Origin of the sequence: Burkholderia sp. NFPP32 (assembly GCF_900119325.1) — a bacterium.
GTDB lineage: Bacteria > Pseudomonadota > Gammaproteobacteria > Burkholderiales > Burkholderiaceae > Burkholderia > Burkholderia pyrrocinia_C.
Genome location: NZ_FPJP01000021.1, coordinates 1 through 14,192 on the forward strand (window position 1 = coordinate 1; position 14,192 = coordinate 14,192).

Below are 14,192 nucleotides of genomic sequence, written 5' to 3' on the forward strand. Positions count from 1 at the left end.
CGACAAGGCCGTCCCGGCTGATCTCGACGTGCACTGCATCGTTGACAACTACGGCAGTCACAAGCATCCGAAGGTCAAAGCGTGGCTCGCGGCACGCCCCCGCTGGCACATGCATTTCATTCCCACCTACAGTTCGTGGCTCAACCAGGTCGAACGCTTCTTTGCGTTGATCACCGACAAGGCGATCCGCAGAGGCTCGTTCAGTTCGGTCAAACAACTGATCAAGCGTATCGATCAATTCGTTTCCCACTACAACGAAAACTGCAAACCGTTCGTCTGGACCGCCTCAGCCGACTCCATCCTCGAAAAGCTGCATCGACTTTGCTCGCGAATCAGCGGAACGGGACACTAGCGAGCCCCGTCATTCGATGCGGGCGATTTCGTCGAAGTCGAAGCGCGGGCTGCGCGGGAACAGGCCGGCCGGATCGCCGTAGCCGAGATTCACGAGGAAGTTGCTCTTGATCGCGGTGCCCGCGAAGAATTCGGCATCGACCTTCGCGCCGTCGAAGCCCGACATCGGGCCCGCATCGAGGCCGAGCGCGCGTGCGGCGAGGATCAGGTACGCGCCTTGCAGCGACGAGTTGCGGAACGCGGTGGCCTCGATCAGCGCATCGTTGCCGGCGAACCAGCTGCGTGCGTCGGCGTGCGGGAACAGGCGCGGCAGGTGATCGAGGAACGCGAAATCCATCGCGACGATCACGGTGACGGGCGCGGCCATCGTCTTCGCGAGATTGCCGGCGGACAACGCGGGCTTCAGGCGCGCCTTCGCTTCGGGCGACTTGACGAACACGAAGCGCGCGGGGCTCGAGTTTGCCGACGTCGGGCCGAATTTCGTCAGGTCGATCAGCCGGTGCAGCGTCGTGTCGTCGACGGGCTTGTCCTGCCACGCGTTGTGCGTGCGCGCGGTGAGGAACAGTTGATCGAGGGCGGAATCGGAGAGCGTCGTCATGATGGGATCCGGAAAGAACACGGCCGGGGCGTGCCGGCAGGCATGGCGGAAGAAAGCCGCGCCCCGCGGCAGGGCGCCGCGACACGCCGCGATGATGGCGTGATGCGCGAACGCGCATCGCGGTGCGCGGCGGTTTCCTTTCATCGGCCCTTTCATCGGCGAATCACAGCGCATGGCGGCGCGCGGCGCCGTTGGCTAGTATGCAGACATGCGCTGTTCGTCCCGTTCATCGCCCGTTTCTTTCCGACATGTCGACGCCCGATCTTTTCTCTGACACGCCCGTGCCCGACGTGGACTGGTACCCGGACTGGCTCGCGCAAACCGACGCCGACCGCGCGCTGGCCGCGCTGATCGGCGAGGTCGCGTGGCGGCAGGACACGATCCGCACGCCGCGCGGCCGCATTCCGTTGCCGAGGCTCACGGCGTGGCAGGGCGAGCCCGACGCCGTTTACGTGTATTCGGGGATCCGCAACGTGCCGGCGCCGTGGACGCCGGCCGTGCTCGACCTGAAGCACGCGGTCGAGGCGACATGCGGTGCGCGATTCAACAGCGTGCTGCTCAATCGCTACCGCAACGGGCAGGACAGCCTCGGCTGGCACGCGGACAACGAGCCAGAACTCGGCGATGCGCCGGTGATCGCGTCGGTGAGCCTCGGTGCGATGCGCGTGTTCGATCTTCGCCATCGCGCGACCGGCGTCACGCATGCGTATCGCCTCGTGCACGGCAGCCTGCTGGTGATGCGTGGGCGTACGCAGGCCGAATGGCAGCATCGCGTGCCGAAGGCGCCGAGCGTGCAGGGCGAGCGCGTCAACCTGACATTCCGGCGCGTGATGCCGGCCGGTACGGGCCGGTAGCGGCAGGCTGTCAAGCGGTGCCCGGATGGCCGGGAGGTTCCCGCCCCGTTTTTGTGACCCACGAACGACCGATGCACGCAATCGGCCGCGCGTGCGGCACGTTGCCGCATGAGCGTTGTACCGTGTTGCCTGAAGCGGCCTTGAGGCCCGTCCCATATGGGTTTCAGGAATATTCGATCGACCGGCCGGTTCCGATAGATGAGTGAAACCTCTGATGGTGCGTCGCAACAATCATTGACTAGACTGTCGAATGGCTGAAACGCGCCGCATACCGGCGCGACCCTTTCGACATGCCCCGTGCGTTGCCGATGCAACGTGCAAGGGGGCAGGAGCTTAACGCGTGACCGTACTCGACCCTTCCTTCGAACCCTCGCTGCACGTCTTCGAACAAGACGGCGGATGGCAATGGGCGCTGACGGTGAAGCGGGCGACCGGCGTCGGGGTGAAAGTCGTCGCATTCAGTCGGGAAGGCTTTCGCGGCGAAGCCGAGGCGTACGCCGCCGGCCAGCTTGCCCGCGCCGAGTATGACGCCGCCGTGACGGCCTGACGCCGTCGCGTCGATCCCGCCCGAGGATCGACTTACCGCCTGACGCCCGCCGCCCGCCGTTTTTCCCGATCGATTCCTGTCTTCCGTCAACCGCGATGCGCACATCGCGCGGTACCGCGCGCGAGTGCCGATGGATCGGCGCGAACGGCGTCGTCACGCGCGTCGAATTCGCGTCGCTGGGAGATCCCGACGCGGACGCGACGCTGCGGCAACTGCTCACGGCCGGCGGCCTGCTGGCCAAGCCGCCGCCGCCCGACATGCTGCAGCCGTTGCGCGTGCGCCTGCGGCTCGCGCCGAATCCCGACGCGGCGGCCGCCGCACCGGCGTCGGCGGCGCGCGCGCCGTGACGCCCGGGCCGGCCGCTGCCGGCGGATATCGTAATAAGATATGAGGTTATTGCGTTGGCGGGACGACGATGCCCTTCTTCCTAAAAAGGACCTACCCATGCAACTGACCCAGTTAGGCGGCCATGTCGCCCAATCCGGCTTCGCCGAAAAGCAGAAACATGCGCAAGCGCTGATGTACGGCATGGCCGACATCAACGAGTATGTATCCGGCGGCGTCTGCTACGACGCAGCGGCCTATGTCCGGTACCTGCTGCGCGGCGACGCGATGATCGCGCCCGGTGCGCTGCTCGACACGATCGGTCAGCACTGGAGGACGCGATTCAACTTCGAGACCGGCGATCAATGGGACGGGCGCGCCAGCATTCCGGCGGGAACCGCGGTCGGTTTCTCCCGCGGCGGCAATGTCTTTCATGCCGCGATCGCGGTCGGCGGCAGCCGGATCCGGGCCGTGAACGGCGGCCGTCTGGGCAGCGGATGGATGTATGCGGTCGACCTCGCACGAGTGCTCGAGCAGGATGCGGCCGACGGCTTTACGTACGACCGCGCGAACATCCGGGTCCACCTGTCGCGCCTGTAGGCGGCGCGGCGCCGGATGCCGCGCCGCTCGCGGTCTTTCAGCCGCCCGAAACGGGCAACGGCCGGGTTCCCGCCGTTCGGCGATTTCCGCATGGCGTCGCGCTGTCCATCGCTGCTATCCTCTCGACCGTGAATGACTCTGCATGGGTTCGCGGATGCGCAGGCTGCGTCGCGGCGAAGCGCGCGGGTGCGAGCCTGCGCGCGCGCTGGAGTAGCATGACTGAATATCCACGACGATCCATGACCTGTTTCGTGACTGATTTCCTTCCGTCCATGTCCACATGGTCAAGACAACGATGAGCGACGCCCCCGATCCTGCCGCTGCCGGTGACGACGAATCGTCCGGCGGCGCTTCGTCCTATCTGGTGCCGGGGCTCGAACGCGGGCTGCGGATCCTCGCCGAATTCTCGGCGCGCGAGCCCGTGCTCGGCGCGCCCGAGCTGTCGAAGCGCATCGGCATTCCGCGCACGACCACGTTCCGCCTGCTGCAGACGCTCGAGGCGCTCGGGTTTCTCGAACGCGTGAACGGCGACCGCTATTTCCGGCTCGGCGTCGGCGTGCTGCGGCTCGGCTTCGAATACCTGAACTCGCTCGAGCTGACCGATCTCGGCGCGCCGGTGCTCGAACGGCTGCGCGATTCCACCGGCTTCTCGACGCACCTGCTGATCCGCGACCAGCGCGACGTCGTGTTCGTCGCGAAGGCGCAGAGCAATGCGTCGATGTTCGGTTCGGTGAAGGTGCACGTCGGTACGCGCCTGCCCGCGCATGCGACCGTGCACGGCCACGTGCTGATGGGCGACCTGACGCGCGACGCGCTGCGCCAGCTCTATCCGGAAAAGCGGCTCGAGCAGTTCACCGAGCGCACGCCGGGCACCGTCGACGAACTGTACGAGCGCGTGCGGCAGTACGCGCGGCTTGGCTATGCGGTCAGCGAGGCGGCGTTCGAAAGCGGCATCTCGGCCGTGACCGCGCCCGTGCGCGATCATTCGGGTTCGATCGTCGCGGCGATCACTGCGACGGTGCCGCGCTCGGAGATCGGCGAGGCCGGCGAGAAGGAGCGGCTCGTCGAAGCCGTGTGCGGTGCGGCGGTCGACCTGTCGCAGCGCCTGAACTATCGTCCGCTCGAAAGCGACCCGACGTTCGCGCATGCGCGCCACAAGGTCGCGATGTTCTGACGTACAGGTGGCGCGACGCGCCCGGCATCGCAAACGACAAGAGCGGCCCGCGGGCCGCTCTTGTCGTTTCGGACGCCGAATGCGCGAAACCGCTCAGAACGAGTGATGGATCCCGGTGAGCACGATCACCTGGTTCGCGGTGCTCGATACGCCGGCCGTGAAGAACGCGGCCTTCGCGCCGCCCGAACCGTGTTCGTACAACACGTTCGCATAGAGCTGCGTGCGCTTCGACAGCGCGTAGATGTCGCCGAGCTCGACCTGCGTCCAGCGGCGGCCGGCCAGCGTCGTGGTCGCCGCGCCGCCCGCGATCGTGTTGAACGCGCTGCTGCGGTAGTTCACGCCCGCGTCATAGCTCTGGAACGTATCCGAAAAGCCGTTCGACTGCATCTTCGTGCGCGTGTAGAGGCCGTGCACGAGGAAGTCGCCGAACTGGTACGACGCGCCCGCGCCGATGTTCTCGACCTTGTTCGCGAGATAGCCGTTCGCGGTGTTCTGCCCCTGGAATGACGCGATACCCGTCTGGCCGATCAGGATCGAGCGGTCGTGCTCGTTCGAGTAGACGGCCGACGCCTTGAACGGCCCGTTCGCATAGTTCAGCGCGACGCCGACCGACTTGCCGGTCGAGAAGTTCGTCGTGTTGCCGAGCGCGAGCGTCGCCGCGGCCGAGAAGCCCGCGTAGGTCGGCGAACGGTACTTCACCGAATTGTTGTACGGCACGTTGCCGGTTGCGGCGAGCCCGTCGATGTTGCCGGGGTGGAATGCGTACCAGCTCAGCGCCAGGTAGGCCGTGCTGAGCGGATCGAGATAGTCGAACGACAGCGGCGTCTGGCGGCCGAGCGTCAGCGTGCCGTAGCGCTCCGAGCTGAGGCCGACGAACGCCGCGCGGTTCCAGATCGTGTTCGCGGTCGCGAACTGGCCGTTGTTCGTATAGAAGCCGTTTTCGAGCTGGAAGATCGCCGACAGGCCGTCGCCGAGGTCTTCCTTGCCCTTCAGGCCCCACCGATCGGGCTGCGTATTGCCCTGGATCATCGCCCACTTCGCATGACCGCCGACGTTGTTCACGTACGCGACGCCCGCATCCAGGCTGCCGTACAGCACCACGCTGCTCTGCGCCCACGCGCCCGTCATGGCGCCCATCCCGATGACTGCTGCTGCTACCGCATGCTTGACCATTTGATCTCCTGACTCTCCAACCTGATGAAAACGTGTCGTGGCGGCATGCGCGGGGACGGCCGGCCGTCACGCGTGTTCCACCGCCGGATGGGCATTTCTATTGTTCCATATAAGGAACGACGTGCCTCTGATGGAATTGAGTATAGGGGCGTCAGGCGCGTGATCAAAAATAAATTTTTCGGGACGGATGGGTTCCCGGACGGTGCGCGGCATCGCTGCGCGGAGCCCGCAAAAAGGGCATAACTACCTGCCACAAAACAAAAAATCACATTTGATGGGGTGGGCGGGGTCAATGGTCGACCTGGTGGTCGGTGTTTTCCCTAGGGCACGCAGCTTTTTGTTTTACTCGTGGAAAGTCACTTCTATAATCACCATCCATAAACTGTTGTTCCTAATATGGAACAAACGAGAAGCAAACCGAGAGTCGATCAGAAGGAAGGGTGTGAGATGTCTGAACAATGGATTTGCGCCGGACACGCCGGCGCGCTGTCGGAAGACACGCCGATCGAGTTCAAGCGGACCGACGGCGTCGAAATCGGGATCTATCGCGTCGGCGACGACGTGTATGCGCTCGAGAACGTGTGCCCGCATGCGTACGCGCTGCTGACGCAGGGGTTCGTCGACGAAGGCACGGTCGAATGCCCGCTGCACGAGGCCGTGTTCGACATCAGGACGGGCGAATGCCTGAAGGGGCCGGGCGGACGTGCGCTGAAGCAGTACGCGGTGCGCCTCGCCGGCGAGGAAATCCAGATCAAGGTGGAATGACATGAAAGAAGCGATCGTCAACTTCAATCCCTTCCTGAAGCCGTGGGTGGCGCCGCAGCCGAACAACGTCGCCGGCAAGGGGCAGATCGAGATCCCCGGCCAGGTCGAGAACCGGATCTGGCAGAACCGCAAGGCCGAGCCGACCCAGTACGAGAACGACCTCGGCGATGCGCTCGAACGCGTGTTCGAAGCCGGCGCGACCGAGCTGGACGACGTCGTCGCGGGCCTGAACCGCATCGGCTTCCGCGCGCCGGACGGCACGCCGTGGACACCGGAGCGCTTCCGCGCCGAAATGGCCGCGCTCGCGGAATGACCGCGCCGAGCGCGCGATCCGCCGACCCGACGACAACCGCATCCGGAGCACACTGATGACGTCCCCCGCACAACACGCTTCACAACACGACCCGGTCCGTGACTATCTCGACCGCGGCATCAAGAACTACTGGTATCCCGTCGCGCCGAGCTGGCAGGTGTCGAACGCACCCGTCGGCCTCACGCGCCTGTCCGAGCAGATCGTGCTGTGGCGCGATCACGACGGCAAGGTTCACGCACTCGAGGATCGCTGCCCGCACCGCGGCGCGCGGCTGTCGCTCGGCTGGAACCTCGGCGGCAGCATCGCGTGCTGGTATCACGGCATCGAAGTCGACGGCGGCGGCACGGTCAACCGTGTGCCGGCCGTGTCGAACTGTCCGCTCGAAGGCACGAAGTGCGTGAAGTCCTATCCGGTCGAAGAGAAGGCAGGCGCGATCTTCCTGTGGTTCGGCGACGAAGCGCACGGCGAGCCGGCGCCGCTGAACCTGCCCGAGGAACTGGTCGCCGACGAATACGGCCACTTCCTGTGCGTGTCGAACTGGAAGTGCAATTACCAGTACGCAATCGACAACGTGATGGACCCGATGCACGGCGCATACCTGCACGCGACGTCGCACTCGATGGCCGAAGGCGACAAGCAGGCCGACATGCGCGTGCGCAAGACGGAAACAGGCCTGATGTTCGAGAAGATCGGCCAGCGCGACGTGAACTTCGACTGGGTCGAACTCGGCGAAACCGGCTGCTTGTGGATGCGCCTCGCGATTCCGTACAAGCAGAAGTTCGGCCCGGGCGGCAACTTCGGGATCATCGGCTTCGCGACGCCGGTCGACGGCGACAACTGCCAGGTCTACTTCTGGCGCACGCGCAAGGTCAGCGGCTGGCAGCGCGACGTGTGGCGCTTCATGTACCGCAACCGCCTCGAAGGGCTGCACTGGGACGTGCTCGAGCAGGACCGCTATGTCCTCGAAAGCCTCGCGCCGCAGGCGCGCGATCACGAATACCTGTACCAGCACGACGTCGGCATCACGCGCGTGCGCCGGATGCTGCGCCAGCGTGCGCAGGAACACCTGTCCGCGCTCGACGCGCATCGCGCGGCGCAAGCCGCATCGGAGCCCGCGAATGGCTGAGCTCGCACCGGTCGTGCCGCTCGCGGGGCGCCGCGTGCTCGTCACCGGCGGCGCGCGAGGTCTCGGCGCGGCGTTCGTGAAGGCGCTCGTCACCGCGGGCGCGCAGGTCGCATTCGGCGACGTGCTGGCCGACGACGGCCGTGCGCTGGCCGCGCAACTGTCGGAAGCCGGCCATGTCGCGCATTTCTTCGCGCTCGACCTGGCCGATCCGGCGAGCGTCGACGCATTCGTCGCGCAGGGCGCGGCCGCGCTCGGCGGCATCGACGCGCTGATCAACAACGCGGCGATCACGAACTCGGGCGGCAAGCTGTCGACGGAGCTCGACGTCGCGACGTGGGACGCCGTGATGAACGTGAACGTGCGCGGCGTGTGGCTCGTCAGCAATGCGGCGCTGCCGCACCTCGCGAAGTCGGGCCGCGGCGCGATCGTGAACCTCGCATCGGACACCGCGCTGTGGGGCGCGCCGAAGCTGCTCGCGTACGTCGCGAGCAAGGGCGCGGTGATCGCGATGACGCATGCGCAGGCGCGCGAGTTCGGCGCGCACGGCGTGACGGTCAATGCGATCGCGCCCGGGCTGACCGAAGTCGAGGCGACGGCCTACGTGCCGGCCGAGCGCTACGCGTTCTACCTGCAGGGCCGCGCGCTGACGCGTGCGCAGGTGCCCGACGACGTGACGGGCCCCGTGCTGTTCCTGCTGTCGGACGGCGCGCGCTTCGTGACGGGCCAACTGCTGCCGGTGAACGGCGGCTTCGTGATGAATTGATGTTTTCACCCTTGATGAAGGAGTTGACGATGGCGGACGCCGATCTCGAACGCAAGTCGTGGGACCAGCCGGAAGGCGCAAGCTTCAACGACTGGATGGAAGGGCGCGTCGCGCGCTACGCGACGCGGTGCTACGACTGGGACGCACTGAAGTTCCAGGCCGACTACGACCCGAAGTACCGCCGTGCGCAGATGCGCTATGTCGGCACCGGCGGCACGGGCGTCGCGAAGGACGTCGACACGGTGCCGGCCGGCAACTTCACGTTCTCGACGATGGTGATCCCGGCCGGCAACATCGGCCCGAGCCACATCCATATCGACGTGGAAGAAATCTTCTTCGTGCTGCGCGGCAAGATGAAGGTGATCTGCGAACGCGACGGCGAGACGTGGGAAGCGATCCTCGGCGAGCGCGACCTGATCTCGGTGCCGCCCGGCGTGTATCGCACGGAAATCAACATCGGCGAGGAAGACGCGCTGATGTGCGTGATGCTCGGTTCGCCGAAGCCGATCACGCCGACCTATCCGCCCGATTCGCCGCTCGCGAAGATCAAGCGTTGAGACGGAGCCGGTGAAGCAATGAGTGTCATCGACAAACGTGAACGCGACCGCACCGCGGCATTCGCCGCGCTGCTCGGGCAATTTCCCGAGCAGCGTTGCGCGGCCGGCGCGGCGGGCACGATCGGATATCGCGAGGCCGGCGCGCAGCATGCGGGCCGCGCGCTGCCCGTCGTGCTGCTGCACGGGATCGGCTCGGGCGCCGCATCCTGGGTGCGCCAGCTCGACGCGCTCGGCGCATCGCGGCATGTGCTCGCGTGGGATGCGCCCGGTTATGGCGTGTCGACGCCCGTGCACGGCGCGTCGCCGGCCGCCGCCGATTACGCGGCATCGCTGAGCGCGTGGCTCGAGGCACTCGGCATCGAACGCTGCGTGCTGGTCGGGCATTCGCTCGGTGCGATCGTCGCGGGCGGTCTCGCCCGCGTGATGCCCGGCCGGATCGCCGGCCTGCTGCTGGTGTCGCCTGCCGGCGGCTACGGCAGCGCGCCCGCCGAAACGCGCGAATCGCGCCGCGACGCGCGGCTCGCGATGCTCGCGGAACTTGGTCCGGCCGGGCTCGCCGAGCAGCGCAGCGGCAACATGCTGTCCGGTTTCGCGAGCGAGGATGCGCGTGCGTGGGTGCGCTGGAACATGGCGCGCATCGTGCCGGCAGGTTACGCGCAGGCCACGCATCTGCTCGCGAATGCCGATCTCGCGGCCGATCTCGCCGGTTTTCGCGGCCGCACGGCCGTGGCCGTCGGCGCGAACGACGCGATCACGCCGCCCGCCGCATGCGAGCGGATCGCCGCGGCCGCGCACGTCGGGTTGCAGGTGATTCCGCAAGCCGGTCATGCCGGGTACGTCGAAGCGCCGGCCGTTTATTCCGCACTGATCGATACGTTCTGCCGGCAGTGCGATACGCAGTGGGGTCTGGCATGAGCGAACCGCTGCAACAAGAACCCGAAAACGGCAAGGCCGAGGCCAGCTACGTGGTGCCGGGCCTCGAACGCGGGCTGCGGATTCTCGCCGAATTCTCGCCGCGCGAGCCCGTGCTCGGCGCGCCCGAGTTGTCGAAGCGGCTCGGCATTCCGCGCACGACGGTGTTCCGTCTGCTGCAGACGCTCGAATCGCTCGGCTTTCTCGAGCGTGCGGACAAGGATCGCAACTACAAGCTCGGCATCGCCGTGCTGCGGCTCGGCTTCGAATACCTGAGCTCGCTGGAGCTGACCGATCTCGGCCTGCCGGTGATCGAGAGCCTGCGTGACGCGACCGGCTTCACGACGCACATCGTGATCCGCGACGGCCGCGACGTCGTGTTCGTCGCGAAGGCGCAGAGCCAGTCGCCGGTGTTCAGCTCGATCCGCGTGAACGTCGGCACGCGCTTGCCCGCGCATGCGACGACGCACGGCCACGTGCTGATGGGCGACCTGTCGCTGAAGGAGCTGCGCTCGCTGTATCCGGAAGGCACGCTGAACCGGATGACGAGCGCGACGCCGGAGACGGTCGATGCGTTGTACGAAGTGATCCGCGAGGATGTGCTGCGCGGCTATGGCGTCAGCAATTCGTCGTTCGAACGCGGTATCTCGGTGGTCACGGCACCGGTGCGAAACGAGACGCAGAAGATCGTCGCGTGCATCACGGTGACGGTGCCGCGGCCGGAGATCGACGCGGCGCTGATCGCGGACGGGTTGATCGACAAGGTGCAGCGCGCGGCGGCGGAACTGTCGCGGCGGCTCAATTACCGCTCGGATGACGAGCACACGTTTATGAAGGCGTTAGGACTCCGATGATTGAGATCGATCTGACCGGGCAGGTTGCGGTGGTGACGGGCGGTTCGTCCGGCATCGGCCTCGCGACGGCCGAACGATTCCTGCAGGCCGGCGCATCGGTCGCGATTTGCGGCCGCGACAGCGACCGCCTCGCACGCGCCGAAGCGATGCTTCGCGACAAATACGCGGGCGCCCAACTGCTCGCCGAGCGCTGCAACGTGCTCGACGAAGCCGACGTGGCCGCGTTCGCACAAGCGGTGTCCGCGCGCTTCGGCGGTACCGACATGCTGGTCAACAACGCAGGCCAGGGCCGCGTGTCGACCTTCGCCGATACGACCGACGACGCGTGGCGCGACGAGCTCGAACTGAAGTACTTCAGCATCATCCGCCCGACGCGCGCGTTCCTGCCGCTGCTGCGCGACGCGCAGGCGCCGACGATCACCTGCGTGAACTCGCTGCTCGCGCTGCAGCCCGAGCCGCACATGGTCGCGACGTCGTCGGCGCGCGCGGGCGTGCTGAGCCTCGTGAAGTCGCTCGCGACCGAACTGGCGCCGCAGCGCATCCGCGTGAACTCGATCCTGATCGGCATCGTCGAGTCCGGCCAGTGGCGCCGCCGCTACGAAGCGCAGGCGCAAGCCGGCGAAAGCTGGGAAGACTGGACGGGTGCGCTCTCGCGCAAGAAGAACATTCCGCTGAACCGCTTCGGCAAGCCCGACGAGGCCGCCTGGGCACTTTTTTATCTCGCAACGCATCTGTCGTCCTACACGACGGGCAGCCATATCGACGTTTCTGGAGGCTTTGCACGCCATGTCTGAAAAAACCACGGTTGGCGAGCTGATTGCCGCCTTTCTCGAGCAGTGCGGCGTGAAAACCGCATTCGGTGTCATCTCGATCCACAACATGCCGATCCTCGACGCGATCAACTCGCGCGGCAACATCCGGTATGTCGGCGCGCGCGGCGAAGCCGGCGCGGTGAACATGGCCGACGGCCTGGCCCGCGTGTCGGGCGGCCTCGGCGTCGCGTTCACGAGCACGGGCACGGCGGCGGGCAACGCGGCCGGCGCGATGGTCGAGGCACTGACGGCCGGCACCGCGATGCTGCACATCACGGGGCAGATCGAGACACCGTACCTCGACCAGGATCTCGCCTATATCCACGAAGCGCCCGACCAGTTGACGATGCTGGACGCGATCTCGAAGGCCGCGTTCCGCGTGCGCACGGTCGAGACCGTGCTGCCGACGATCCGCGAAGCCGTGCGCATCGCGCAGACCGCGCCGACGGGCCCCGTGTCGGTCGAGATTCCGATCGACATCCAGGCCGCCGAAATCGAATGGCCGGAAGACCTCGCGCCGGCACACGTCGCGGTGCGCGAGCACGACGCCGCACGCGTCGCGAAGCTCGCCGAGGCACTCGCGGCCAAGCGCCGTCCGCTGCTGTGGCTCGGCGGCGGCGCGCGCCACGCCCGCGACGAAGTCGAGCGCCTCGTGAAGCTCGGCTTCGGCGTCGTGACGAGCGTGCAGGGCCGCGGCGTGCTGCCCGAGGATCATCCGGCGACGCTCGGCGCGTTCAACGTGCATGCGTCCGTCGAAGCGTTCTACAAGACCTGCGACGCACTCGTCGTGGTCGGCTCGCGCCTGCGCGGCAACGAGACGCTGAAGTACAAGCTCGCGCTGCCGCAGCCGCTGTTCCGCGTCGATGCCGACGCGCTCGCCGACAATCGCGGCTATCGCAACGAGCTGTTCGTGCACGGCGATTCGAAGCGCGTGCTGGCCGAACTGGCCGACCGCCTCGAAGGCCGCCTGTCGGTCGATCCGCAGTTCGCGGCCGATCTCGCGGCGGCCCGCGAGCAGGCGGTTGCCGATGTGGCGAAGGGCCTGGGGCCCTACAAGCAGCTCGTCGATACGCTGCAGGGCGCCGTCGGCCGCGACTACAACTGGGTGCGCGACGTGACGATCTCGAACAGCACGTGGGGCAACCGCCTGCTGAAGATCTTCGAACCGCGCGCGGGCGTGCATGCGCTCGGCGGCGGCATCGGCCAGGGGATTCAGATGGGCATCGGCGCGGCGCTGGCGGGTGCCGCCGCGAAGACGGTCTGCCTCGTCGGCGACGGCGGCCTGATGGTCAACGTCGGCGAGCTGGTGACGGCCGTGCAGGAAAACGCGAACGTGATGATCGTGCTGATGAACGATCAGTGCTACGGCGTGATCCGCAACATCCAGGACGCGCACTACGGTGGCCGCCGCTGCTTCGTGCAATTGCACCAGCCCGATTTCGCGCAGTTCTGCGCGAGCTTCGGCCTCACGCATTACCGAATCACGTCGCTCGACCAGGCCGAAGCGATCGTGCGCGACGGGATGGAGAAGGAAGGGCCGGTGATGGTCGAAGTCGACATGCTGTCGGTCGGCTCGTTCGCCTCGTCATTCGCAGGCCCGCCGGTGAAGAAGGAAGCACCGTCGGAGCGCCAGTATGCGTAACGATCACGCACGCGGGCACGCACCCGTCGACGTCGCGATGATCGGCTTCGGCGCGATCGGCGCGGCCGTGTATCACGCGGTCGAGCACGATGCGGCACTGCGCATCGCGCACGTGATCGTGCCCGACCACCAGCGCGCCGCGGTGCAGAGCGTGCTGGGCGGCGCGGTGGAGGTCGTGTCGTCGGTCGACGCACTGGCCCGCCGCCCCGGGTTCGCGCTCGAATGCGCGGGCCACAGTGCGCTCGTCGATCACGTCGTGCCGCTCTTGAAGGCCGGCACCGACTGCGCGGTCGCATCGATCGGCGCGCTGTCCGATCTCGCGCTGCTCGACGTGCTGTCTCGGGCCGCCGACGAAGGCGACGCGACGCTGACGCTGCTGTCCGGCGCGATCGGCGGCATCGACGCGCTGGCTTCCGCGAAGCAGGGCGGCCTCGACGAAGTGCTGTACGTCGGCCGCAAGCCGCCGCTCGGCTGGCTCGGCACGCCGGCCGAGGAGTTGTGCGACCTGCGCGCGATGACCGAAGAAAAGGTGATCTTCGAAGGCACCGCGCGCGACGCTGCGCGGCTCTATCCGAAGAACGCGAACGTCGCGGCGACCGTCGCGCTCGCGGGCCTCGGCCTCGATGCGACGCGCGTGCGCCTGATCGCCGATCCGGCCGTCGCGCGCAACGTGCACCGCATCACCGCGTGCGGCGCATTCGGCGAGATGTCGCTGGAAATGAGCGGCAAGCCGCTGCCCGACAACCCGAAGACGTCTGCGCTGACGGCGTTCAGTGCGATCCGCGCGCTGCGCAACCGCGTGGCCCGCTGCGTGATCTGAGCGGCGC

At 67.0% G+C, this 14,192-nt stretch carries 18 protein-coding genes; 16 read left to right on the top strand and 2 right to left on the bottom strand.

Annotated elements, in window-relative coordinates:
* On the top strand, positions 1–352 hold a 352-nt coding region (locus BT264_RS28945; RefSeq protein ID WP_177318996.1), incomplete at its 5' end, for a transposase.
* 9 nt (positions 353–361) lie between these two features.
* Here BT264_RS28945 and BT264_RS28950 read toward each other — a convergent pair.
* Positions 362–949 carry a malonic semialdehyde reductase gene (locus tag BT264_RS28950; protein ID WP_072443405.1) on the bottom strand — a complete coding sequence of 196 codons (588 nt, stop codon included), beginning with the start codon at positions 947–949 and terminating at the stop codon, positions 362–364.
* Positions 950–1,197: 248 nt separating this feature from the next.
* Here BT264_RS28950 and BT264_RS28955 point away from each other — a divergent pair, with 248 nt between their 5' ends.
* The 5 genes from BT264_RS28955 to BT264_RS28975 all read left to right on the top strand — a co-directional run bounded on the left by BT264_RS28955 (position 1,198) and on the right by BT264_RS28975 (position 4,448).
* Positions 1,198–1,803: an alpha-ketoglutarate-dependent dioxygenase AlkB family protein gene (locus BT264_RS28955; protein ID WP_072443381.1), complete on the top strand. Its 606-nt coding sequence runs from the start codon at positions 1,198–1,200 to the stop codon at positions 1,801–1,803.
* A gap of 340 nt (positions 1,804–2,143) precedes the next feature.
* Positions 2,144–2,350 carry a hypothetical protein gene (locus BT264_RS28960; protein ID WP_034180396.1) on the top strand — a complete coding sequence of 69 codons (207 nt, stop codon included), beginning with the start codon at positions 2,144–2,146 and terminating at the stop codon, positions 2,348–2,350.
* 95 nt (positions 2,351–2,445) lie between these two features.
* On the top strand, positions 2,446–2,697 hold the full coding sequence (locus BT264_RS28965; RefSeq protein ID WP_256260727.1) for a hypothetical protein: 252 nt from the start codon (positions 2,446–2,448) through the stop codon (positions 2,695–2,697).
* 49 nt (positions 2,698–2,746) lie between these two features.
* Positions 2,747–3,274: a type 6 secretion system effector deamidase TecA gene (gene tecA, locus BT264_RS28970; RefSeq protein WP_256260728.1), complete on the top strand. Its 528-nt coding sequence runs from the start codon at positions 2,747–2,749 to the stop codon at positions 3,272–3,274.
* Positions 3,275–3,554: 280 nt separating this feature from the next.
* Complete coding sequence (locus BT264_RS28975) at positions 3,555–4,448, top strand: IclR family transcriptional regulator (RefSeq protein WP_072443370.1); 894 nt, start codon at positions 3,555–3,557, stop codon at positions 4,446–4,448.
* A gap of 93 nt (positions 4,449–4,541) precedes the next feature.
* Here the strand turns inward: BT264_RS28975 and BT264_RS28980 are convergent, their stop codons facing one another.
* Entirely contained in the window at positions 4,542–5,621 is a 1,080-nt protein-coding gene (locus BT264_RS28980) for a porin (protein ID WP_072443368.1), read from the bottom strand.
* 447 nt (positions 5,622–6,068) lie between these two features.
* On the opposite strand from BT264_RS28980, the gene BT264_RS28985 reads away from it, so the two are divergent.
* From BT264_RS28985 to BT264_RS29030, 10 genes are read left to right on the top strand one after another with little or no spacing between them, the layout of a single operon-like run.
* On the top strand, positions 6,069–6,386 hold the full coding sequence (locus tag BT264_RS28985; RefSeq protein WP_027789384.1) for a non-heme iron oxygenase ferredoxin subunit: 318 nt from the start codon (positions 6,069–6,071) through the stop codon (positions 6,384–6,386).
* A 1-nt stretch (position 6,387) separates the two neighbouring features.
* Entirely contained in the window at positions 6,388–6,699 is a 312-nt protein-coding gene (locus BT264_RS28990) for a recombinase-like helix-turn-helix domain-containing protein (RefSeq protein ID WP_072443366.1), read from the top strand.
* A 55-nt stretch (positions 6,700–6,754) separates the two neighbouring features.
* A complete protein-coding gene (locus tag BT264_RS28995; RefSeq protein WP_072443364.1) occupies positions 6,755–7,825 on the top strand; it encodes an aromatic ring-hydroxylating dioxygenase subunit alpha in 1,071 nt (356 codons plus the stop codon).
* Positions 7,818–8,588: an SDR family oxidoreductase gene (locus BT264_RS29000; protein WP_072443362.1), complete on the top strand. Its 771-nt coding sequence runs from the start codon at positions 7,818–7,820 to the stop codon at positions 8,586–8,588. The genes BT264_RS28995 and BT264_RS29000 overlap by 8 nt, the downstream gene beginning before the upstream one ends.
* Positions 8,589–8,617: 29 nt before the next feature.
* Positions 8,618–9,145 carry a cupin domain-containing protein gene (locus tag BT264_RS29005; protein WP_072443403.1) on the top strand — a complete coding sequence of 176 codons (528 nt, stop codon included), beginning with the start codon at positions 8,618–8,620 and terminating at the stop codon, positions 9,143–9,145.
* 18 nt (positions 9,146–9,163) lie between these two features.
* Positions 9,164–10,060, top strand: coding sequence for an alpha/beta fold hydrolase (locus tag BT264_RS29010; protein ID WP_072443359.1), 897 nt, complete (start codon positions 9,164–9,166; stop codon positions 10,058–10,060).
* Positions 10,057–10,911 carry an IclR family transcriptional regulator gene (locus BT264_RS29015; protein WP_072443357.1) on the top strand — a complete coding sequence of 285 codons (855 nt, stop codon included), beginning with the start codon at positions 10,057–10,059 and terminating at the stop codon, positions 10,909–10,911. The genes BT264_RS29010 and BT264_RS29015 overlap by 4 nt, the downstream gene beginning before the upstream one ends.
* Positions 10,908–11,705 (top strand): SDR family oxidoreductase, encoded by a 798-nt coding sequence (locus tag BT264_RS29020; RefSeq protein WP_072443356.1) that lies wholly within the window; start codon positions 10,908–10,910, stop codon positions 11,703–11,705. The genes BT264_RS29015 and BT264_RS29020 overlap by 4 nt, the downstream gene beginning before the upstream one ends.
* Entirely contained in the window at positions 11,698–13,365 is a 1,668-nt protein-coding gene (locus BT264_RS29025) for a thiamine pyrophosphate-binding protein (RefSeq protein ID WP_072443355.1), read from the top strand. Before BT264_RS29020 ends, BT264_RS29025 begins: the two co-directional genes overlap by 8 nt.
* Positions 13,358–14,185: an aspartate dehydrogenase gene (locus BT264_RS29030; RefSeq protein ID WP_072443354.1), complete on the top strand. Its 828-nt coding sequence runs from the start codon at positions 13,358–13,360 to the stop codon at positions 14,183–14,185. Before BT264_RS29025 ends, BT264_RS29030 begins: the two co-directional genes overlap by 8 nt.
* Positions 14,186–14,192: the final 7 nt, after the last annotated feature.

Excerpts from the sequence above, each read along its gene's own strand:
- BT264_RS28950 (WP_072443405.1), bottom strand. The coding sequence starts at position 949 with ATGACGACGCTCTCCGATTCCGCCCTCGATCAACTGTTCCTCACCGCG.
- BT264_RS28955 (WP_072443381.1), top strand. The coding sequence starts at position 1,198 with ATGTCGACGCCCGATCTTTTCTCTGACACGCCCGTGCCCGACGTGGAC.
- BT264_RS28965 (WP_256260727.1), top strand. The coding sequence starts at position 2,446 with ATGCGCACATCGCGCGGTACCGCGCGCGAGTGCCGATGGATCGGCGCG.
- BT264_RS28975 (WP_072443370.1), top strand. The coding sequence starts at position 3,555 with ATGGTCAAGACAACGATGAGCGACGCCCCCGATCCTGCCGCTGCCGGT.
- BT264_RS28980 (WP_072443368.1), bottom strand. The coding sequence starts at position 5,621 with ATGGTCAAGCATGCGGTAGCAGCAGCAGTCATCGGGATGGGCGCCATG.
- BT264_RS28985 (WP_027789384.1), top strand. The coding sequence starts at position 6,069 with ATGTCTGAACAATGGATTTGCGCCGGACACGCCGGCGCGCTGTCGGAA.
- BT264_RS28990 (WP_072443366.1), top strand. The coding sequence starts at position 6,388 with ATGAAAGAAGCGATCGTCAACTTCAATCCCTTCCTGAAGCCGTGGGTG.
- BT264_RS28995 (WP_072443364.1), top strand. The coding sequence starts at position 6,755 with ATGACGTCCCCCGCACAACACGCTTCACAACACGACCCGGTCCGTGAC.
- BT264_RS29000 (WP_072443362.1), top strand. The coding sequence starts at position 7,818 with ATGGCTGAGCTCGCACCGGTCGTGCCGCTCGCGGGGCGCCGCGTGCTC.
- BT264_RS29005 (WP_072443403.1), top strand. The coding sequence starts at position 8,618 with ATGGCGGACGCCGATCTCGAACGCAAGTCGTGGGACCAGCCGGAAGGC.
- BT264_RS29010 (WP_072443359.1), top strand. The coding sequence starts at position 9,164 with ATGAGTGTCATCGACAAACGTGAACGCGACCGCACCGCGGCATTCGCC.
- BT264_RS29015 (WP_072443357.1), top strand. The coding sequence starts at position 10,057 with ATGAGCGAACCGCTGCAACAAGAACCCGAAAACGGCAAGGCCGAGGCC.
- BT264_RS29020 (WP_072443356.1), top strand. The coding sequence starts at position 10,908 with ATGATTGAGATCGATCTGACCGGGCAGGTTGCGGTGGTGACGGGCGGT.
- BT264_RS29025 (WP_072443355.1), top strand. The coding sequence starts at position 11,698 with ATGTCTGAAAAAACCACGGTTGGCGAGCTGATTGCCGCCTTTCTCGAG.
- BT264_RS29030 (WP_072443354.1), top strand. The coding sequence starts at position 13,358 with ATGCGTAACGATCACGCACGCGGGCACGCACCCGTCGACGTCGCGATG.